15 protein-coding genes are annotated in these 20,156 nt (G+C 59.8%); 10 read left to right on the forward strand and 5 right to left on the reverse strand.

Features of this window, described 5'->3' with window-relative positions; translation table 11 throughout:
* Window positions 1-35: 35 nt before the first annotated feature.
* The 8 genes from ACA063_RS18030 (at window position 36) to ACA063_RS18065 (ending at window position 8,978) form a co-directional block, all read left to right on the forward strand.
* The gene (locus tag ACA063_RS18030) at window positions 36-1,694 is read left to right on the forward strand and encodes a bifunctional 3-(3-hydroxy-phenyl)propionate/3-hydroxycinnamic acid hydroxylase (protein ID WP_497336610.1); all 1,659 of its coding nucleotides are present in this window, start codon (window positions 36-38) and stop codon (window positions 1,692-1,694) included.
* A 1-nt stretch (window position 1,695) separates the two neighbouring features.
* A complete protein-coding gene (gene mhpB / locus ACA063_RS18035) occupies window positions 1,696-2,649 on the forward strand; it encodes a 3-carboxyethylcatechol 2,3-dioxygenase (protein ID WP_497336608.1) in 954 nt (317 codons plus the stop codon).
* A 17-nt stretch (window positions 2,650-2,666) separates the two neighbouring features.
* On the forward strand, window positions 2,667-3,536 hold the full coding sequence (locus ACA063_RS18040; RefSeq protein WP_497662758.1) for an alpha/beta fold hydrolase: 870 nt from the start codon (window positions 2,667-2,669) through the stop codon (window positions 3,534-3,536).
* A 14-nt stretch (window positions 3,537-3,550) separates the two neighbouring features.
* Window positions 3,551-4,345, forward strand: coding sequence for a 2-keto-4-pentenoate hydratase (gene mhpD / locus ACA063_RS18045; RefSeq protein WP_497336604.1), 795 nt, complete (start codon window positions 3,551-3,553; stop codon window positions 4,343-4,345).
* Between the two features lie 32 nt (window positions 4,346-4,377).
* The gene (locus ACA063_RS18050) at window positions 4,378-5,313 is read left to right on the forward strand and encodes an acetaldehyde dehydrogenase (acetylating) (protein ID WP_497662759.1); all 936 of its coding nucleotides are present in this window, start codon (window positions 4,378-4,380) and stop codon (window positions 5,311-5,313) included.
* A 10-nt stretch (window positions 5,314-5,323) separates the two neighbouring features.
* Entirely contained in the window at window positions 5,324-6,343 is a 1,020-nt protein-coding gene (dmpG, locus tag ACA063_RS18055; RefSeq protein WP_497662760.1) for a 4-hydroxy-2-oxovalerate aldolase, read from the forward strand.
* 85 nt (window positions 6,344-6,428) lie between these two features.
* The gene (gene mhpT / locus ACA063_RS18060; protein ID WP_497662761.1) at window positions 6,429-7,634 is read left to right on the forward strand and encodes a 3-(3-hydroxy-phenyl)propionate transporter MhpT; all 1,206 of its coding nucleotides are present in this window, start codon (window positions 6,429-6,431) and stop codon (window positions 7,632-7,634) included.
* A 72-nt stretch (window positions 7,635-7,706) separates the two neighbouring features.
* On the forward strand, window positions 7,707-8,978 hold the full coding sequence (locus tag ACA063_RS18065; RefSeq protein WP_497662762.1) for an OprD family porin: 1,272 nt from the start codon (window positions 7,707-7,709) through the stop codon (window positions 8,976-8,978).
* Between the two features lie 266 nt (window positions 8,979-9,244).
* Here ACA063_RS18065 and ACA063_RS18070 read toward each other — a convergent pair whose 3' ends face one another.
* The 4 genes from ACA063_RS18070 to ACA063_RS18085 form a co-directional block, all read right to left on the reverse strand.
* On the reverse strand, window positions 9,245-14,500 hold the full coding sequence (locus ACA063_RS18070; RefSeq protein WP_497662763.1) for a PAS domain S-box protein: 5,256 nt from the start codon (window positions 14,498-14,500) through the stop codon (window positions 9,245-9,247).
* Window positions 14,501-14,662: 162 nt separating this feature from the next.
* A complete protein-coding gene (locus ACA063_RS18075) occupies window positions 14,663-15,838 on the reverse strand; it encodes an HD domain-containing phosphohydrolase (protein ID WP_497662764.1) in 1,176 nt (391 codons plus the stop codon).
* A gap of 117 nt (window positions 15,839-15,955) precedes the next feature.
* On the reverse strand, window positions 15,956-16,132 hold the full coding sequence (locus tag ACA063_RS18080; RefSeq protein WP_497662765.1) for a hypothetical protein: 177 nt from the start codon (window positions 16,130-16,132) through the stop codon (window positions 15,956-15,958).
* Between the two features lie 391 nt (window positions 16,133-16,523).
* Window positions 16,524-16,976 (reverse strand): GNAT family acetyltransferase, encoded by a 453-nt coding sequence (locus tag ACA063_RS18085; protein ID WP_497662766.1) that lies wholly within the window; start codon window positions 16,974-16,976, stop codon window positions 16,524-16,526.
* A 258-nt stretch (window positions 16,977-17,234) separates the two neighbouring features.
* On the opposite strand from ACA063_RS18085, the gene ACA063_RS18090 reads away from it, so the two are divergent.
* Window positions 17,235-18,674, forward strand: coding sequence for an ATPase domain-containing protein (locus ACA063_RS18090; protein WP_497662767.1), 1,440 nt, complete (start codon window positions 17,235-17,237; stop codon window positions 18,672-18,674).
* 23 nt (window positions 18,675-18,697) lie between these two features.
* Window positions 18,698-19,060 (forward strand): response regulator, encoded by a 363-nt coding sequence (locus ACA063_RS18095; RefSeq protein WP_497662768.1) that lies wholly within the window; start codon window positions 18,698-18,700, stop codon window positions 19,058-19,060.
* A gap of 529 nt (window positions 19,061-19,589) precedes the next feature.
* Here the strand turns inward: ACA063_RS18095 and ACA063_RS18100 are convergent.
* A complete protein-coding gene (locus ACA063_RS18100) occupies window positions 19,590-19,862 on the reverse strand; it encodes a hypothetical protein (protein WP_497662769.1) in 273 nt (90 codons plus the stop codon).
* Window positions 19,863-20,156: the final 294 nt, after the last annotated feature.

Here is a 20,156-nt window from a genome sequence, read left to right on the forward strand (position 1 = left end):
AACAAGAAATCCAAAAGCGCTGTACGGAGATGACCATGAGTTCTGCACCCACTCCATCCACATTGGACCTGACCACCGACGTCGCCATCGTTGGTGCCGGACCTGTCGGCTTGATGATCGCCAATTACCTGGGCCAATGTGGTGTGAACGTCACCTTGGTGGAAAAGCTCGACAGCCTGATCGACTACCCCCGCGCCATCGGTCTGGACGACGAAAGCCTGCGTACTTTCCAGGCCGTCGGCCTGGCCGACAACGTGCTGCCGCACACCACTCCCTGGCACGCCATGCGCTTCCTGACCCCCAGGGGTCGCTGCTTTGCCGATATACAGCCCAAGACCGATGAGTTCGGATGGTCGCGCCGCAACGCCTTCATCCAGCCCTTGGCCGACCGCGTACTGTTCGAAGGCCTGCAGCGCTTTGACAACGTCAAGGTGCTGTTCGGCCGTGAGCTCGAAGGCTTCGAACACAATGACAGCGGCGTAGTGCTGAACCTCAAGGATCAGAACGGTCGCGGTGAGCGCCTTCAGGCCCGTTATCTGATTGGTTGCGACGGTGGCAACAGTCTGGTGCGACGCAGTCTGAACATCAGTTTCGAGGGTAAGACCGCGCCTAATCAGTGGATCGTTGTCGACATCGCCAACGACCCGCTGAGCACGCCCCATGTTTACCTGTGCTGCGACCCGGTGCGCCCTTACGTTTCAGCCGCCCTGCCCCACGCTGTTCGCCGTTTCGAATTCATGGTCATGCCTGGCGAGACCGAAGCCGAACTGAGCAAACCCGAGAACATGCGCAAGCTGCTGGCCAAGGTGCTGCCAAATCCGGATCGCATCGAATTGATCCGCAGCCGCGTCTATACCCACAACGCTCGCCTGGCCGGTCGGTTCCGTGAGGGCCGGGTGCTGCTGGCCGGCGATGCCGCGCACATCATGCCGGTATGGCAGGGACAGGGTTACAACAGCGGCATGCGCGACGCCTCCAACTTGGCCTGGAAACTGTCACTGGTGATCAAAGGCCTGGCCGCCGACAGCCTGCTCGACAGCTATGAACAGGAACGCCGTGACCACGCCAAGGCGATGATCGACCTTTCGGTGCTGGCCGGCCACGTGCTGGCACCGCCAAAACGCTGGCAAGGCACCTTGCGTGATGGTTTGTCGTGGCTGCTCAACTATGTGCCGCCCGTCAAACGCTACTTCGTGGAAATGCGCTTCAAGCCGATGCCGCAATACACCGAGGGCGCCTTGATCGTACCCGGCGAAAAAGGCTCACCCGTGGGCAAGATGTTCATTCAGCCCCGGGTACTGACCGAAGCTGGCGAAACCGTGTTGCTGGATGAGGTGATCGGCGAGAACTTCGCGATTATCGCCTGGGGCTGCGACCCGACCTGGGGCCTGACGCCTGCACAGATCGATCAATGGCAAGCACTAGGCACGCGTTTTATCCAGGTACTGCCGGACGTCCAACTCAAAGCCGCCAGTGACGTCAGCCAAGGGGTGATCCGCATCGGTGACAGCACCGGCCGCCTCAAGGAATGGTTCGCCCGCGGTTCGGCCTCGATTGCCCTGGTGCGTCCGGATCGCTTCCTTGCCGGCCTGGCCATTCCGCAAACCGTCGGCCAGGCCTGTGATGAATTGGCCCTGGCCATCAAGGCCCTGCCGCAACCCGAAGTGGCGATCCCCGCCAGCAAGGTGGCCTGACATGAGCGCTTATCTGCATTGCCTATCCCATACGCCGTTGGTGGGCTACGTCGATCCGACGCCCGACGTGCTGGCCGAGGTCGAGGGCATGATCGCTGATGCCCGTGAGCGCATCGCCCGCTTCGAGCCGGAGCTGATCGTGCTCTTCGGCCCCGACCACTACAACGGCTTTTTCTACGACGTGATGCCGGCCTTCTGCATCGGCATGGCCGCCCACGCCATCGGTGATTTCGACACCGCCGCCGGCCCCTTGGACGTGCCCAAAACGCTGGCCGAATCCTGCGCCCAGGCGGTCCTGGATGCCGGTGTCGACGCTGCCGTTTCCTATCGCATGCAGGTCGACCACGCGTTCGCCCAACCGCTGGAGCTGTTGCTGGGCGGTTTAAGGGAATGCCCGGTGATTCCGGTGTTCATCAATTCGGTCGCCGTGCCGTTGCCCGGCTTCAAGCGTGCTCGCCTGCTCGGTGAAGCGATCGGCCAGTGGGCGCAGTCGCTGAACAAGCGCGTGCTGTTCCTGGCTTCCGGGGGACTGTCCCATCAACCTCCGGTGCCGGAACTGGCCAAGGTCGATGCGCGTATGGCCGATCGACTGATGGGCAGCGGTCGCCAATTGCCGGCTGATGAGCGACAGGCGCGCCAGGAGCGCGTGATCCAGGCCGCCCGGGATTTCGTTGAAGACCAACGCAGTCTGCATCCGCTTAATCCCACGTGGGATCAGCAGTTTCTCGACACCCTGGAACAGGGTCGCCTGAGCGACCTCGATGCCCTGGGCAATGACGAACTGTCGTCACTGGCCGGCAAGTCCACTCACGAAGTGAAAACCTGGGTCGCCGCCTTCGCGGCCCTTTGCGCCTTCGGCCCTTATCAGACCGAAGGGCGCTACTACCGTCCGATTCCCGAATGGATCGCAGGCTTCGCCGCCCTTGGCGCCCAGCCGCTGAACAACAACCACTGAATCTGAGGAACACTGCCATGACTGCCACTGCGCCAGCTTTCACCGAAGCCTCTACCAGCCGTTTTGTCGACATCAGCGAAGGCGAGTTGAAGCTGCGACTGCATTACAACGACGTGGGTCAGGGAGCCGAGACCGTGGTCATGCTCCACGGTTCCGGACCCGGTGCCAGCGGTTGGGCCAATTTCCATCGCAACATCGAACCGTTGGTTACCGCCGGTTTCCGCGTGATCCTGATGGATTGCCCGGGCTGGAGCAAAAGTGACCCGATTGTTTGCGACAGCTCGCGCTCAGACCTCAACGCCCGTGCCCTCAAGGGGCTGGTTGATGCGCTGGATCTGGACCGTGTGCACATCATCGGCAACTCCATGGGCGGCCACAGCACCGTAGCCTTCGCCCTCGCCTACCCTGAGCGCATCGGCAAACTGATACTGATGGGCGGCGGCACCGGCGGCCCAAGCGCCTTCGTGCCGCAACCTACCGAAGGCATCAAGCTGATCGGCGCGCTGTACCGCGAACCGACCATTGAAAACCTGAAGAAGATGATGAACGTCTTCGTCTTCGACGCCAGCAGTCTGACCGAAGAGTTATTCCAGACCCGCCTGGACAACATCCTGGCGCGCCGCGATCACCTGGAAAATTTCGTCAAGAGCAGCACCCTCAATCCCAAGCAATTCCCGGACTTCAGCCACCGCCTGCACGAAATCACCGCCCAGACGCTGCTCGTCTGGGGCCGCGAAGATCGCTTCGTGCCCATGGACACCGGCCTGCGCCTGCTGGCCGGCCTGCCCCAGGCACAACTGCACGTGTTCAATCGCTGCGGCCACTGGGCCCAGTGGGAACACGCCGAGACCTTCAACCGCATGGTCCTGGACTTCCTGACCCACTGATCACCGAGGCTGACATGAACCCTATTCAAGACACCCTGGAACAGCTCGCCGCCGACCTGCGTCAGGCCGAAGCCCGCAACGAAGCCATTGCGCCCCTGCGCGAGCAGATCGGCGAAGACAACGCCGAGGCCGCTTACACCATCCAGCGGCTCAACGTCGCCCACGGCGTGGCCAGCGGCCGACGTGTAGTCGGGCGCAAGATCGGCCTGACCAATCCCAAGGTGCAGGCGCAGTTGGGCGTCGACCAACCGGACTTCGGCACCCTGTTCGCCGACATGTGCTACGGCGACAACGAAAGCGTGCCCGTAGATCGTGTGCTGCAACCGAAGATCGAGGCGGAAATAGCCTTGATCCTCGACCGCGATCTGCCCCGGGCCGACACCACGTTCGCCGATGTGATGGCGGCCACCGGCTGGGTCGTCCCGGCACTGGAAATCGTTGGTAGCCGGGTGCAGAACTGGAACATCCGCTTCGTCGATACCGTGGCTGACAACGCCTCCAGTGGCTGCTTTGTATTGGGTGGCCCGGCTCGACGTATCGATGGGCTCGACCTGCGCCAGGCCAGCATGCGCATGACCCGCAATGGCGAAGAAGTGTCCAGCGGCAGTGGCGCCGAATGCCTCGGCCATCCACTCAATGCGGCCGTGTGGCTGGCCTGCACCATGGCTCGCCTGGGTGATCCGCTGCGGGCGGGCGACATTATTCTCACCGGCGCACTCGGTCCGATGGTGCCGGTCGCTGCCGGTGATCGTTTCGAGGCAGAGATCGAAGGCCTTGGCCGGGTTGGTGTGGACTTCACTGCCGAGTGATCGGCGATTTGCGTGCAAATGAGGCATCAACAATGAACAAACTCAAAGTCGCCATCATCGGTTCCGGCAACATCGGCACCGACCTGATGATCAAGATCCTGCGCAACGCCAAACACCTGGAAATGGCCGTCATGGTCGGCATCGACCCGGCCTCCGATGGCCTGGCCCGTGCCCAGCGCATGGGCGTGGCCACCACCCACGAAGGCGTTGAAGGCCTGACTCGCCTGGACGCGTTCAAGGACATCGACTTCGTGTTCGATGCCACTTCGGCTGGCGCCCATGTGAAGAACGACGCGTTTCTGCGCTCGATCAAACCCGGCATCCGCCTGATTGACCTGACGCCCGCGGCCATTGGCCCGTACTGCGTGCCGGTGGTCAACCTGGAGCAGAACCTCGCTCAGCTCAACGTCAACATGGTCACTTGTGGCGGGCAAGCAACGATCCCGATGGTCGCCGCCGTGTCACGTGTTGCGAAGGTGCACTACGCCGAAATCGTCGCCTCGATTGCCAGCAAATCGGCCGGCCCCGGCACTCGCGCCAACATTGACGAATTCACCGAAACCACCTCCAAGGCCATCGAAGTGATCGGCGGCGCGGCCAAGGGCAAGGCGATCATCGTGATGAACCCGGCCGAGCCCCCGCTGATGATGCGCGACACGGTGTTTGTGTTGTCCGAGGCAGCCGATCAGGCTGAGGTCGAGGCGTCCATTCTCGAGATGGCCGTTGCCGTACAGGCCTATGTGCCAGGTTATCGCCTGAAACAACACGTGCAGTTCGACGTTATCCCTGAAGACACTCCGCTGCACATTCCGGGCCTGGGCACGTTCTCCGGGCTGAAAACTTCGGTGTTCCTCGAAGTCGAAGGCGCCGCCCATTACCTGCCGGCCTACGCCGGTAATCTCGACATCATGACCTCCGCAGCCTTGGCCACCGCCGAGCGCATGGCGCAGTCGATGCTGAACGCCTGAGGAAACCGACATGACTTTTAACCCCGGCAAAAAACTCTATATCTCCGACGTGACCCTGCGCGACGGCAGCCACGCGGTGCGTCACCAATATTCGCTGCAGAACGTGCAGGACATCGCCCGCGCCCTGGACAAGGCCAAGGTCGACTCGATCGAGGTCGCCCATGGTGACGGTCTGCAAGGGTCGAGCTTTAACTATGGCTTCGCCGCGCACACCGACCTGGAGTGGATCGAAGCGGCCGCCGACGTCATCAGCCACGCCAAGATCACCACCCTGTTGTTGCCGGGCATCGGCACGGTGCACGACCTGAAAGCCGCGTACAACGCCGGAGCCCGGGTGGTGCGCATCGCCACTCACTGCACCGAAGCGGATGTGTCGAAACAGCACATCGAGTACGCCCGTGAGCTGGGCATGGACACCGTCGGTTTCCTGATGATGAGCCACATGATCCCGGCCGAGCAGTTGGCCGCCCAAGCCAAGCTGATGGAAAGCTACGGCGCCACCTGCGTGTACATGGCCGACTCCGGTGGTGCGATGAACATGCAGGACATCCGCGACCGCTTCCGTGCGTTCAAAGCCGTGCTCAAACCGGAAACCGAGACCGGCATGCACGCCCACCACAACTTGAGCCTGGGCGTGGCGAACTCGATCACCGCGGTCGAGGAAGGTTGCGACCGCATCGACGCCAGCCTCGCCGGCATGGGCGCCGGTGCCGGCAACGCGCCGCTGGAAGTGTTCATCGCCGCCGCTGAACGCCTGGGCTGGAACCACGGTACCGACCTTTACACGCTGATGGACGCCGCCGACGACATCGTTCGTCCGTTGCAAGACCGTCCGGTACGGGTGGATCGCGAAACCCTGGCGCTGGGTTATGCCGGGGTTTACTCAAGCTTCCTGCGCCACGCTGAAATCGCCGCTACCAAGTACGGCCTCAAGACCCTCGACATCCTCGTCGAGCTGGGCAAGCGCCGGATGGTCGGCGGTCAGGAAGACATGATCGTCGACGTGGCGCTGGATCTGCTCAAACGCTGAACCGCGCATCACCCCCGGCTGGTCGCCCACGTAGCGGCCGGACGGGTTTGCTTTGCCCACTACAACAATAAAACGGGTATTCCATATGACATCGCTAAACGTGATAACACCGTTACACATGGCGCGGACCATCGGTCTGTGTTTCCTCGTCGCGCTAATGGAAGGCCTGGACCTGCAAGCCTCGGGGATCGCCGCCCAAGGTATGGCGGCGGCTTTCCAACTGGATAAATTACACATGGGCTGGGTCTTCAGCGCCGGCATTTTCGGCTTGCTGCCCGGTGCCTTCCTAGGCGGCTTGCTGGCTGATCGTATCGGCCGTAAACGTGTATTGATGGCGTCGGTAGCCCTGTTCGGATTGTTCTCGCTGGTCACGACCATGGCCTGGGACTTCAACAGCCTGCTGGTCGCCCGTTGCCTGACGGGTGTGGGATTGGGCGCTGCTTTGCCAAATTTGATCGCCCTTAGCAGCGAAGTGGCTGGCCCACGCCTGCGTGGCACCGCCGTGAGCCTGATGTATTGCGGTGTGCCGCTGGGTGCTGCGCTGGCGGCCTGCATTGGCATCGCCGATCTGACCGGTGGCTGGCAGGTGGTGTTCTACGTCGGCGGCGTCGTACCTCTGTTGATCTTGCCGATGCTGGGGCTTTACCTGCCGGAGTCGGCGCTGTTTCGCAGCATCAAGGACACGGCGCCCGTCAGTGTGGTCCAGGGTCTGTTCCGCGATGGCGCAGCGCTGCCAACGGCAATGATCTGGGTCAGCTACTTCTTTACCCTGATGGTGGTTTACATCCTGATCAACTGGCTGCCCAGCTTGCTTATCGGTCAGGGTTTCAGCGGTCGCCAGGCCAGTTGGGTGATGCTGGCGCTGCAAATTGGCGCAGCGACCGGCACCTTGCTGCTGGGCTGGGTCATGGACCGCTTGCCGGCCTGGGCGCTGTCGGCACTGATCTATCTCGGCATTCTCGCTTCGCTGACCGCCTTGGGTCTGGCCAGTCAGCTGCAGAGCATGCTGGTGGCCGGGTTCGTTGCCGGCTTTTTCGCCACGGGCGGGCAATGCGTGCTGTATGCCCTGGCACCGCATTTCTATCGTCCGTCCGTGCGTGCGACAGGTGTCGGCTGCGCGGTCGCCATCGGCCGATTGGGCGCCATGAGCGGCCCGTTGGTGGCCGGCAAGATGCTCGCCTTGGGCACCGGCACCACCGGGGTGATGCTGGCCTCGGCACCGGGGATTGTCATAGCGGCGCTGGCGATGTTTTACCTGTCAGTGCGGCGCAACGGCTCGCAAGCCGACTGACTTTCTACCCGTTACACCCCGCGTCGCGATGGGCGCGGGCTTATTCCAACAACAATAAAAGTGAACACTGCCATGCTCAGGAATTCTCTTGGGGCGCTCAGCGCCGGCGCCTGCGTTTTATCCCTTGGTCAGGCTTGCGCCAGCGGTTTTGTCGACGACAGCCACGCCGATCTGGTGATGCGCAACTATTACTTTGACCGCAATTACGTGAATGCCACGCCTCAGGCCGCCGCCCGCGAATGGGCGCAGGGCTTCATTCTCAATGTGCGTTCCGGTTTTACGGAAGGGCCGGTGGGGTTCGGCCTTGATGCTCAAGGTTTGCTGGGTGTGCGCCTGGATTCCTCACGCGCTCGCACCGGTACCGGCCTGCTACCGTTTAGCGGCACCACCCGTGAGCCAGCCGATGAATATTCGGAGCTGGGCCTGACGGCCAAAGTCAGGGCGTCGAAAAGCGAGCTGCAATTGGGCACCATCAGCACGTTCCTTCCGATCGCTTTCGCCAGCCCTACTCGCCTGCTGCCACAGACGTTTCGCGGCGCGTACCTTAAGTCCCAGGAAATCGACAAGCTGACCCTGCACGTCGGCTGGCTCGACCGCATCAACCTACGTGACTCCACCGACTACCAGAAAATGTCGGTGGCCTCGCCCAACGGGCGCTTCAAGGGTGCGGCTGAGTCCGACCGCTTTTCATTCCTCGGAGGCGACTACGCCTGGTCACCGCAACTGACGCTGAAGTACTACCACGCAGAACTCGCGGACCTGTACCGCAAGGACTTCTATGGCTTTGTCGACAATCGGCCGATGGGCCCCGGCAGCCTGAAAAGCGACTTCCGCCTGTTTGTCACGGGTGAGGACGGCGCGGCCAAAGCAGGCACAGTGGACAACCGCAACGCCGCCCTGATGCTGACGTACAGCCTGGGAGCCCACAAATTCGGCGCCGGCTACATGCAACTGAGCGGCAAGACAGGCATGCCGTACCTGTTCGGCACCGAGCCGTTGGTGATCACCGAGGGCTCCCTGAGCTCCGACTTTCTGAATCCCAAGGAGCGCAGCTGGCAGGTGCGCTATGACTACAACTTTGTCGCCCTGGGTCTGCCCGGACTCAATGGCGTGCTGCGCTACGTTAGCGGCGATAATATCGAGTTGCCCAAGTTGGGCGGCAGCAACCTGAAAGAAAGCGAAAAGGACATCGAACTGAACTATGTGCTTCAGGGCACGCCTCTCAAAGGCCTGGCCCTGCGGGTGCGCAACGCCTGGTACCGCAACGACTTCAGCGCCCAGGCCAGCCATCGGGATGACAATGAGCTGCGGGTGAATGTCGATTACACATGGAAGTTATGGTGAGTTCCCGCCGGTTCCCGGGTGAGGCGCCAATACTTGCATCACGAAGATGCGCGTACACCGTCACTGGATCAAGCCGCCTCCATAGGCCAGATTCATGGTTTGCAGGTAGCGCCAAGCGCTTGCTGCAGATCGATTTCGGCTCGTCGTGACCGGCAGAAATCGGCCAAAAGCGGACGGTCGCGACAAGCAGCTATGGGCAAAAGCAGACGATCACCGGAATCAGCCCGCGTATACCCAGGCTCCGCTCTCCTGGCTTACGCAGAAAGCTAGCCATACCTTTTTTCGCTTTCGGCCAAGACGGCCTCAAGCTTGGTGAGCGCGGCATCGAAGTCGATGTTCTGGATTGCTCGCGAAACCGGCACAAGCGCCTGAGCCAAGGCCAGGCCTTCAGCGCTCAGACGTTCGATCAGCGCATCAAGCAGATCGCCTGCCTCTGAATCGCAGTCCAGCAGCAGTTGGCGCAGTTTGCCCAGCATTGCAGTGGTCTCGGCTGATGGGGGTACGCTGGGCCGGCTCGCGGGGGCTTGCGATACGGTCGCCGACGCCACTCCCTGCAGCCCTGCGAGCACCGGATGGAGCACGGCAAGTGTCTTTGCAAGCAAAACCCCAATCTTCTCGTCGCTTGCGCCTTGCGTGCAGGCTTGCTCTAGCGCCGCTGCGGCGGAGGCTACGTCCATCGCGCCGATATTGCCCGCCACGCCGCGTAGGGTGTGCGCACAGCGGATCGCCGCATTGGCTTCGCTGCGGTCCTGCCGGGCCTGGGCAAAGCTCTCGGCAAAGTGGGCTTGGCCCGTGGCGAACTTGGTTAACAGACGCCGGTACAAGGCCATGTTCTGCTGTGAGGTGGTCAGGCCAGCTTGTACGTCGATGCCGGGTAGAGGCGGCAGTTCTTCAGCCGCGGACGACGGCACAAAGACGCCAAGGGGTTGAGGCCTCGCCGGCTTGATCCACTTCGCCATACAGCCCAACATATCGTCCACTCGCAGCGGCTTTGCGATGTGATCCGTCATGCCCGCAGCGATGACCTTTTCGCGGTCACCCGCCATCGCGTTGGCCGTCATCGCAATGATCGGAAGTTGAGCGAACTGCGGCTGTGCACGCAGATGACGCGTCGCTTCGTAGCCATCCATCACGGGCATCTGGCAATCCATCAACACGCCGTCGAAGACGCTGTCGCGCGCCAAGATGTCCAGCGCCTCCTGGCCATGCTGGGCCAGAACCACTTCGATGCCGGCCTGGCCCAGAAGCTCCTGCGCCAGTTCCTGATTCAAGTCATTGTCCTCTACCAACAGAACGCGGGCGCCGCGCAGTTGCGCGGTGAGTTGTTGTTGTCCCTGGGCCTTCGATTCAGCGCGGCTGTGCAAAATCCGTCCCTTGCCCAGTGCCTCACCCACGGCTTCAAGAAGGGTCGAGGCCGTGATCGGCTTGGTCAGCACCGCGCTGAGGTGGGTGCCAGTACTGAGCGCCGAGCTCACGGCCTCATCGCGACCGAAGGCGGTCACCATAATGGCCGCGGGGCCGGTCACGTGGTCCAGGGCCTGAATCCGGCGTACCGCTTCGACGCCGTCCATGCCGGGCATCTTCCAGTCCATCAGGACGAGTTGATAGTCCAATTGCCGCTCATGGGCGGCCTGGATCATGCGCAGACTTTCCGCGCCGTCATGTGCCACATCCACCTCCAAGCCGAAATGGCGCGACATGGTGGAAAGAATCTCGCGCGCAGCAGCATTGTCGTCAACTACCAAGGTGCGAACCCCGAGCAATTCCTCGGCGCAGAACATGCGCCGCGGCATCGGCTCAGCCTGCAGGCCGAAGCGGGCCTGGAAGTGAAAGATCGAGCCGCGACCCGGTTCGCTCTCCACCCAGATGCGCCCATTCATCAGCTCCACCAGCGTGCGCGAGATCGCCAAGCCGAGACCCGTGCCGCCGTACCTGCGCGTGGTGGAGCTGTCGGCCTGGCTGAAAGACTGGAACAGTCTGGCGCACTGCTCGGGTGTCATGCCTATGCCGGTGTCGCGGACCCAGCCATGCAGATCAACCTCGCCGCACTCCTGGCTGGCGACCTCAATGCCGAGGATGACTTCGCCGTGCTCGGTGAATTTGAGCGCGTTGCTGCACAGATTGACCAGCACCTGGCCCAGGCGCAGCGGATCTCCCACGAGAGCGGTCGGCACATCGACCCCGCAGTTGAACAAGAGCTCCAGGCCTTTGTCCTCCGCCTTCATGCCGATCAGATTGGCCACATGGTCCAAGACATCCTCGAGCCGGAAATCCACCTGCTCAATGGACATCTTGCCGGCCTCGATCTTTGAGAAATCGAGGATGTCATTGATGATGCCCAGCAGGTTCTCTGCCGAGCGGTGCACCTTCTCCACATAGTTGCGCTGTTTCTTGTCCAGCGCGGTTTGTAGGGCGAGGTGCGACATGCCGATGATCGCGTTCATCGGTGTGCGGATTTCGTGGCTCATATTGGCCAGGAAATCGCTCTTGGCTTTGGTAGCTCCCTCGGCGATCTCCGTAGCCTTGACCAGCTCCTGCTGGATCCTGATGTATTCAGTCACGTCCTGGGTGACGCCATACATGTCCGTGGCCTTGCCATCCGCGTCGCAGAACACCGTGCCATAGGCATGAATCCAGACAATGCGTCCGTCGATTGGGCGCTTATAGGCGAAAATGGAATCATAGGCCGGAACCTTGCCGTCAATGGCATCCTGGAAGTTTTGTCCTGTTGCTGCGGCATGTGCCGGGTCGCCGGCGGCGACATTGGCGAGCCAGTCCTCGGCCACGCGATAGCGGAAGTTTTCGTTCGGAATGTCGCCAAAAATGTCAGCCGCACGCTTGGACGAGTTGTACCAACCGGAGCCATCGAGCGGGACATGCCAGTAGCCCGACCGGGTCAGGCCCAAGGCCTGATCGCTGAGGAAATTGATTCTCCTGAGCTCTTCCTCTGCCCGGTTGCTCTCCGTGAGGTCGGTCTGGGTGCCCACGATTCGAATGGCCTGCCCCGAATCGTCACGCTCAACAACCTGGCCCTTAGCCATGACCCAGGTCCACTCACCGGAAGTGTTCTTCAACCGAAATTTGCTCCGGAAATCAGATTGCGGCCCAGCAACGACATGCGCCAGGCCTGCTTCCACGCTGGAAGCGTCTTCCGGATGGAGGATGGCCTTGAAGCGTTCATAGGTGTGCCCGTATAGGACATCCAGGTCCTCGGGCAGATAGCCCACCATGGTCGACCAGGTCGCATTGGTGTAAAGCTCGCCGGTGACGGCATTCAAGTCCCACAGGCCGATATTGCTGCTGCTCAGGGCGAGGTCCAAGCGCTGTTCGCTGATCGCCAATGCACTGGCCATCGCGCGAAACTCGGTAATGTCATGAATCCAGCTGATCAGTTCTACCGTTCCCTCCTGAACCAGGCGGTTGGCACTAACCAATACGTTGCGCGACTGGCCATCCTGCCCCACCAGCTCGGCCTCATAGTTCTTGACGATGCCATCCCGCCCCAGCAGCGCGACGAGATTCTCGCGGCTCCGGGCGGTCTGCCACAGCGACGCCATATTGCTTTGGAGCAGCTCCTCCTTGCTCAGGCCAATCAACTGCGTCATCTGGTGGTTTGCGAAGATGGAGTGCCCATCCTCGGTGGAAATGGCAACAGCCACGGGGCTGTTCTCCAGTATTTGCTGAAGGCGTTGCCGCTCATTGCTGAGCATCTGCTCCGCGGTCTTACGTTCGGTAATGTCCTCCAGCATCCACACCGTGCCCTTGGACAAGTCGTTGAAGTCTATGGCCGCTCCACTGGCTTGGCACCAGAAGCGCGTGCCGTCAGCACGCACCAGCACCTGCTCGCGCCGGTATATTTCGCCACGCCCAAGTCGTTCGTAGATGGCTCGTCCTTCCTCGGCAAATTGTTCGTCCGAGGGATACCAGGCGCGCGTGGATTGGCCAATCTGCGCGCCTTCGTGAGTTCGAAACAGCGCATCGAGATTGCGGTTGCTGCGTACGATGGTGCGAGCTCTGATGAAGACGATGCCCAGTGTTGCGGAATCGAATATCGCCGACTGCTCAGCGTTGGCGATGCGCACAGCTTCTTCGTTCTTCTGCCGTTCCGTCACGTCATAAATCCAGCTAACCAAGAGGCTGGCCTCGCCTTGCCAACTACGGCTGGTGCTGACCAGCACGGAGTGAGCTTCGCCGTCCTTGCCCACCAGTTCCGTCTCGAAGTCCTTGACGATGCCTTCGCGGCGCAGCCGTTCGACAAACTGCTCGATGCTCTGCGGATGCTTCCACAACGAAAAGCTGTTGCCTGCCAACAGCTCTTCCATAGACCGGCCCAGCAGCTGCGTCATCTGATGATTCGCAAAAACGGCGTTGCCATCTTCCGAGCTGATGACGACGCCCACCGGACTGTTTTCGAGGATCTGCAGCAGCCGCTCTCGTTCGTCGGCAAGCGCGTGCTCCGCGGCTCTGCGTGCCGTGACGTCACTCAGCACCCACACCGAACCCTTGCTCAGGTCCTGAGGGTCGATGGCCGAGCCGCTGAGTTCGCACCAGAAGCTCGTTCCATCGGTCCGCGACAGTTCCTGTTCACGCTGGTAAGTGGCCCCGGTTGATAACTGTGCGTAGACCTCGTCGAGGCTCTGGACAAAGGCCTCCTCTGAGTCGTACCAGGAGCGAGCAGACTTGCCGATTTGCCCACCGGGCCCGCAGCGGAACAGCGCATCGCATTGGCTGTTGCAACGCACGATGACCGCGCTCTTGAAAAATACAATGCCGAACGTGGCAGCCTCGAACATTGCCGTCTGTTCAGCGTTGGCAGTGCGCGTGGCTTGCGTCAGTGCCGCTTGCTGCTGAAGATTGCGTTCGATCGTATTGGCCATTTGGCGCAGTACCAACGCAACCGCTGCGCAGAGCAGGAAGACGGCCAGCAGGCCTAGGCCGACGATGGAGTTGCGGATCGTAGCCTCGGCCTCGGCTTCGAGGCCCGCGCGATACGGATCCAGCGCGCTGACCAAACGCTCGACCGCCGCGCGGTTGTTTTCATAGTGCGCCGTGAGACGCCGATAGGATTGGTTGATGGTTGCCGTGTCATCGTGCGTCAGAGCCGGCAGAAAGACGGTCTCCCATTCGGTGAAGAAAGCATCGGCGGGCGTGAACACGTCACGGTTGATGTTGTCCTTCAACGACTGCGGAAGTTGGCTATGGGCCCACTGTCGCTGTCCGCTGTAGAAGCGCTCGCGCTGCTGTTCCAGCCGCGCAATCAACTCGGGGCGCTCGGCCGGGGCGGCGCCGCGCAACTGATTCGCGACGAAGAAGCTCTCGATGATGTACTGCGGCGGCGGAAGGACATCTGCTTCGAGGTTCTCGCCGGCGAGAATTCGGCCGTACAGGTCGCCGTTAACTGCGACCATATTCAGCGCGCGGTAGGACCAAAGAGACAGTACCAGCAAGGCGGCGACCACACCGGCCAGCAGCAAGCCAAACTGCGTCTTGATGGACCTCCTGTGCAACGGAATCTGATTCATGGTCTTTGTTCCGAACAATTGGGTGGTAGTGCAGTTCTCGAGAACGATCCCGATCGGAAGGTCCGCTGTCGACTTTCAGAGAATCGGCCGCTTTTCTCTGCGCTTGGCAATAGGCGAACTCGTGCGGGTTGGTTTCGCGGCCCTGCTTGCGGTGGGAGTCATTCAGTCGGCGAAGCTGCCGTCGCCCTTGGCCAGGGCCAGGTCTTGCGCCTTCTGGGCGATGTCCGCATCGGAATCAACAAAGCGTTCCGCGATCCGCCGAAACTCCTCTGCCAGAGCGAGGAACACGTCGAGGATGTCCGGATCGAAATGCGAGCCGCGGCCCTCGCGCATGATGCCCAGCGCCTGCTCGTGCGACATTCCGTCCTTGTAAACGCGACGGCTGATCAATGCGTCATAGACGTCGGCGACGGCCATGATCCGGGCCGACAGTGGGATCGCTTCGCCAGACAGGCCTTGCGGATAGCCGCTGCCATCCCACTTTTCCTGGTGGCTGTAGGCGATCTCCTTGGCACATTGCAGGAACTCCACGGGCACGCCGAGCATGTCCTCAGCATGCTGGATGGCGTCGCGGCCCAGTGTGGTGTGCCGTTTCATGATCTCGAATTCGTGTGGCTCGAAGCGACCCGGTTTTAGCAAGATGCGGTCCGGGATCCCGATCTTGCCGATATCGTGCAGTGGCGCCGACTTAAACAGTAAGTCGATCCTGTGATCGGAGAGCTGCTCACGCAATCGGGGGACCCGCTCGCGCAAGGCCTGGGCCAGTACGCGCACATAATTCTGGGTGCGCCGGATGTGGTTGCCGGTCTCGTTGTCGCGCGTTTCGGCAAGCGAGGCCATGGCCAGGATGGTGACGTCTTGGATCGCGGTGATCTCGCGCGCACGCTTTTGCACCTCTTCTTCGAGGAACTTGTTCTGGTCGCGCAAAAAGTCAGCCCCGGCCTTGGCCTGCAGTTGGGTGGCGACTCGAGCCAACACGATGGGCGGATTGATCGGCTTGGTGATGAAGTCTGCCGCACCCAGCGCCAGACCTCGTTCCTCGTCTGCCGTGCTGGTCATAGCGGTCAGAAAGATAATCGGAACGTGCTGCGTGGCCGGATCGGCCTTGAGCTGAAGGCAGACCTCGTAACCAGACAGGCCGGGCATCATCACGTCGAGCAAGATTAGGTCCGGTACCTCACCGCGCGCAATCGCCAGGCCCTTCTCGCCGGAGCCGCAAAGCTTGATCCGGTATTGATCCTTCAGCAGGCCGGACAGTAGCCAGAGGTTGTCGGGCGAGTCATCAATCGCAAGAATAGTGGGCTTTTCGGAGAAGCCGAAATTGCTTGATGTTGTCATCACCGCTCCTTCTGAGGCGTCGGTCTCTTGGCCGTCATGCAGACTATTCCGTAATGCCAAATGAATGACAAGGCCGCGCCAAGCCTCTTGGACATGAATTGTTCCAAGCCCCCTGGGTTACGCTGCCCCCGTCAGATGGACACTGAGAGCGAGGACCGTTTCCGCGATGATGGACGTAGCTCCGCTGAAATCACGCACACGAGTGCTGGTGGTGATGACAGCGATGCCATGTCCAAGGTCACGGCCGATCATCTGCGTGGAGGTGGTGTCGAGCGGATCATGACCGCGAGGCATGTGCCCAAGGCCTTACCCTATCTGAATATAGCCTAGCAATTGGGCGGCGATGTGTGAGAAGTCGCGATCCCACGACGTTTTTAGGCCTAAGGATCTCATTGAAGCCGTTGCCGCCCTCACAATGCGCCAGCGGGCAATGGCTAGGGGTGGCCTAAGGCGCTCAGAATTTCCTCTCCAGAGGATTTTGTTGATCGTTCAACCCGTCGGAATCACGGCAGCTCGCCGCAGCTCGCTCGCCCAAAATTAGCATGCGCACCAAGCGGTGGTCAGGCTAACGCAATGGTGCGCACAGCACACCCTACGGGGGTAGCGTTTCCAGGTGAACTGGATGTCTGCTTCTGGCCGGTCGCAGCCTGCTCTCGAAGTGCCGCAACCGACTCTTGGCGGACACTCACCTAGGCTTCTTTTCTGGCATCACAATGTTCGCCTCGATCTTTTTCCCCATGCTGATGCGCGGTTCGGTCGAGTAGCCCAGAAACTCGTAAAAGGTTTTGACGCTTTCATCTGTGCTGACGATTTGCAGGTTGATTTTCATGCAGCCACGTACAGTCAAGGCGTCCTCAGCATGATGCACAAGTTTTGCGCCAAGGCCCTTTCGACGATGTGCGGGATGCACCGCAACCGAGTACAGCCAGCCACGATGGCCGTCGTATCCCGCGAGAACGGTGCCGACAACCTCATTTCCTGCCAATGCGACAAAAAAGAGACCGTCCTTAACGGCTAGTTTTTTGTCGATAGCAAGGCTGGGGGTGTTATGCGCGGTTTCGTAACCGAAAACGTTTTCCCAGAGATCCACGACACAAGGGCGATGGTGTTCATTTGAGTAGTGGGCAATAACATCCATGGTGTAGCCCTCGAGTTGAAGGGGCTGACGCTAGCGCCTTGAAATGGGTAATGTCCACTGTCTCTTTTTGGCCGTTTTCAGCCGGTCGCGACAGGCAGAAATCGGCCAAAAGCAGGCGCTCGTGAGCATCTCTTACGACACCAAGAGTGCGATGTCGCTCCAGCTTTTCACTCAACCTGAATGGCTCCGAAGCAGAATTGGCGTTAGCATTCCATTAACTTGGTATAAATAGATTGTTTTTCGGATCAGGGTCGCATTGTGGAAAAGCTAAAACGCCTTCAAAGCGGAATAGAAGGGCTCGATGCTCTGCTCAAGGGCGGGCTGGTCGAGGGGGCTTCATACATAATCCAGGGACGCCCGGGGTCTGGAAAAACCATCCTCGCGAACCAGCTTGGGTTTCATCATGCGAATAACGGGGGGCGGGTTCTGGTCGCCACCCTGTTGGCTGAATCGCATGACCGTCTTTTTCAGTTTCTTTCTACCCTTAGCTTTTTCGACTCATCTAAGGTCGGCGTCGAAATTCAGTTTGTCAGTGCTTTTGACACCTTGGAAAACGAAGGCCTGGATGAGGTTGTGAAGCTGCTTCGACGCGAAATAAGCCGCCAGAAAGCCACGGTCATGGTCGTAGATGGTTTGCTCAATGCGCGGTCGAAAGCTGATTCGCCCATCGATACCAAGAAATTCATTTCAGAGCTGCAAGGTCATGCTGCTTTCGCTGGTTGCACGGTGCTGTTTCTTACCAGCTCTCGCCTCGACGATGGCAGTCCTGAGCACACCATGGTTGACGGCGTGATAGAGATGGGTGAGGAGCTATATGGCACTCGTTCAGTGCGTCGAATTCAGCTTCGTAAAACTCGCGGCAGCTCCGCAATGACTGGTCTTCACGAGTGTGAAATAACCGAAAATGGCTTGGTGGTTTACCCACGACTTGAAAGTCTCTACAGCCACCCGTCGTCCCCCGACAGCGCCGACATGACCCGTATCGCCAGTGGAATTGAATCACTGGACGACATCTTAGGCGGAGGCTTGCACAGTTCCAGTGTGACTCTGGTAATAGGCCCGTCCGGGATTGGTAAAACAACACTGGGCCTCAAATTTCTGGCTGAGTCGACTGTGGAGGCGCCGGGTCTACATTTTGGTTTCTACGAAAGCCCACAACGGTTGCGACTCAAAGGCCAATCCCTGGGTATCGATATCAAAAAAATGGAAGACAGCGGCGCCCTGAGCATTGCTTGGCAGCCTACTACTGAGGGATTGCTGGATGGGTTGGGTGCACGACTACTGAGTCTTGTTGAAGAAAAGGGCATCAAGCGCCTGTTCATCGATAGCCTTAGTGGTATGACGCGAGTCTCGACAAATCCGGCGCGGATTACTGACTTCTTCAGCGCTTTGATGAACGAACTGCGATCCAGGGGCGTTACGGTATTTGCCTCTTGGGAAATGCGCGATCTTTTTGGCTCCGAGGTCAGCGCACCGAACTCTGATCTGTCCAGTATCGTCGACAACCTCATGCTCATGCGGTTCTCTGAGAATCAGTCTGAACTAAGAAGGACGCTTTCCATTCTTAAGGTACGAGACAGCTCTTACGACCCTTCGCGCTTCGAGGTCGTCATTCGTGATCAAGACGTTTTCCTGAAAAAGGCTTCAAGATATGAACCATCAGTCCCCGCTGAGTCATCGCCCGGTTCAACATCTTAAGCCTTTGTGCGGGTTGAATTAACATGACAACCATCCTGGTCGTCGACGACGAGTATTTGATCGCTGACATTCTCAGCTTCGCGCTGGAGGATGAAGGGTTCATGGTGGTAACGGCGAGTAATGGTCGAAAAGGACTTGAGGTGCTGGATAGAGAACGGCCTGCCTTGGTCATTACCGACTTTATGATGCCGGTCATGGACGGCCTGGAATTCGCCACAGCTGTCCGAGCCCTTCCTTCCAACAATCATTTGCCGATCATCTTGATGAGCGGTGCTCAGGCGCACATCGGTATGCAGAGATCGGACCTGTTTGATGCGGTGTTGGCAAAGCCATTCGACATTGACTTGATGATTGCCGAAGTTAGAAAGCTACTATCTTCGAAATAGTCAACAATACTTCGATGCACGTTCTGGACGTGGATAAATTCGTTTGCTTGCCCCTTCTGCCCTATGTGAGCAACCATTTATCTTATTTCGTGCGGATTGAAGGATTCTTCCAGACGCGCCATTAACTGATGGATCAGCGCGGTTTACTGTGAGTTCCCCCAAGCCCGCCCACGTGGGCTTTTTCATGTTAGGCAACAGCAGTTAGTGGGATGAACGTTTCTGGGTCGCTTGTAGACGATGAGCCGAAAGCGATCCCATTCAAGCGGCTGCTTCTGGCCGTTTTCTGCCCGTCGCCACCGTCCGCTTCGGGTCGATTCCACGGAGAGCGAAATGCTTGCTAGCTGGTCTCGCGTCACTGTTGGCGTTGATCACGAAGGCCTTACCACGCTGACCTTCGTATGGGGTTGGTTGTCGGGAGCCACAGGTGGGGGTGAATCCAGCTACGTCGAGCTTCCCGACTAGCCATTCAACGTTGCGACGGTGTCGAAGACCACAAAAAAACGGGCACCTTCAAGGTGCCCGTTTTTATTTACTCCGACGCCTGCGCCCGTATACGTTTTCCAATCACTTCCATCAAATCACAACCATCACGCAGTGGAATGGCCAGCAGTTTTGAAAAGTCCGCCAGCACGACAGTGTCGCAACCAATCTCGGCGCGGAAGGCGATGTTTTCCAGCACCTGCGTGACCGTGCGAATGCGGTAATGGGCCATGGCCTGGAGGACGTCGAGTGGGGCTTGGGTATCGATGAGCAGCGCAGCCGGAATCTCGTCGAGTCCGGAAAGGGGGGTGTATCTGTCCATAGGTAAAACTCCGATCAAGCAAAAGTTGACTGCCCCCAATCGTCGCCAAACGAATGGGTGACAGCTGTACGCAGGTTGGCGAACCGGGATCGGAAAACCGGCAGACCCGAAGGTCTCCCGCGCACAGCTGCCATAAAGGACAGCTTTTGCGAGCGTGCAACAGCACCTGCAAAAAGCACAGAGCTGTCGCACCCGATCGATCAAGTCGCCAAACCTGAATCGCCATTGTGGGCGACGGGGCGGACTATAAGCTTCATCGGAACAGCGGGCAAGGTCAGGTCCAATCAGCAAAGA

The organism is Pseudomonas sp. LBUM1643 (assembly GCF_059716215.1).

Coding starts and splice junctions, on each gene's coding strand:
- ACA063_RS18030 (WP_497336610.1), top strand. CDS start 36: ATGAGTTCTGCACCCACTCCATCCACATTGGACCTGACCACCGACGTC.
- mhpB (WP_497336608.1), top strand. CDS start 1,696: ATGAGCGCTTATCTGCATTGCCTATCCCATACGCCGTTGGTGGGCTAC.
- ACA063_RS18040 (WP_497662758.1), top strand. CDS start 2,667: ATGACTGCCACTGCGCCAGCTTTCACCGAAGCCTCTACCAGCCGTTTT.
- mhpD (WP_497336604.1), top strand. CDS start 3,551: ATGAACCCTATTCAAGACACCCTGGAACAGCTCGCCGCCGACCTGCGT.
- ACA063_RS18050 (WP_497662759.1), top strand. CDS start 4,378: ATGAACAAACTCAAAGTCGCCATCATCGGTTCCGGCAACATCGGCACC.
- dmpG (WP_497662760.1), top strand. CDS start 5,324: ATGACTTTTAACCCCGGCAAAAAACTCTATATCTCCGACGTGACCCTG.
- mhpT (WP_497662761.1), top strand. CDS start 6,429: ATGACATCGCTAAACGTGATAACACCGTTACACATGGCGCGGACCATC.
- ACA063_RS18065 (WP_497662762.1), top strand. CDS start 7,707: ATGCTCAGGAATTCTCTTGGGGCGCTCAGCGCCGGCGCCTGCGTTTTA.
- ACA063_RS18070 (WP_497662763.1), bottom strand. CDS start 14,500: ATGAATCAGATTCCGTTGCACAGGAGGTCCATCAAGACGCAGTTTGGC.
- ACA063_RS18075 (WP_497662764.1), bottom strand. CDS start 15,838: ATGACAACATCAAGCAATTTCGGCTTCTCCGAAAAGCCCACTATTCTT.
- ACA063_RS18080 (WP_497662765.1), bottom strand. CDS start 16,132: ATGCCTCGCGGTCATGATCCGCTCGACACCACCTCCACGCAGATGATC.
- ACA063_RS18085 (WP_497662766.1), bottom strand. CDS start 16,976: ATGGATGTTATTGCCCACTACTCAAATGAACACCATCGCCCTTGTGTC.
- ACA063_RS18095 (WP_497662768.1), top strand. CDS start 18,698: ATGACAACCATCCTGGTCGTCGACGACGAGTATTTGATCGCTGACATT.
- ACA063_RS18100 (WP_497662769.1), bottom strand. CDS start 19,862: ATGGACAGATACACCCCCCTTTCCGGACTCGACGAGATTCCGGCTGCG.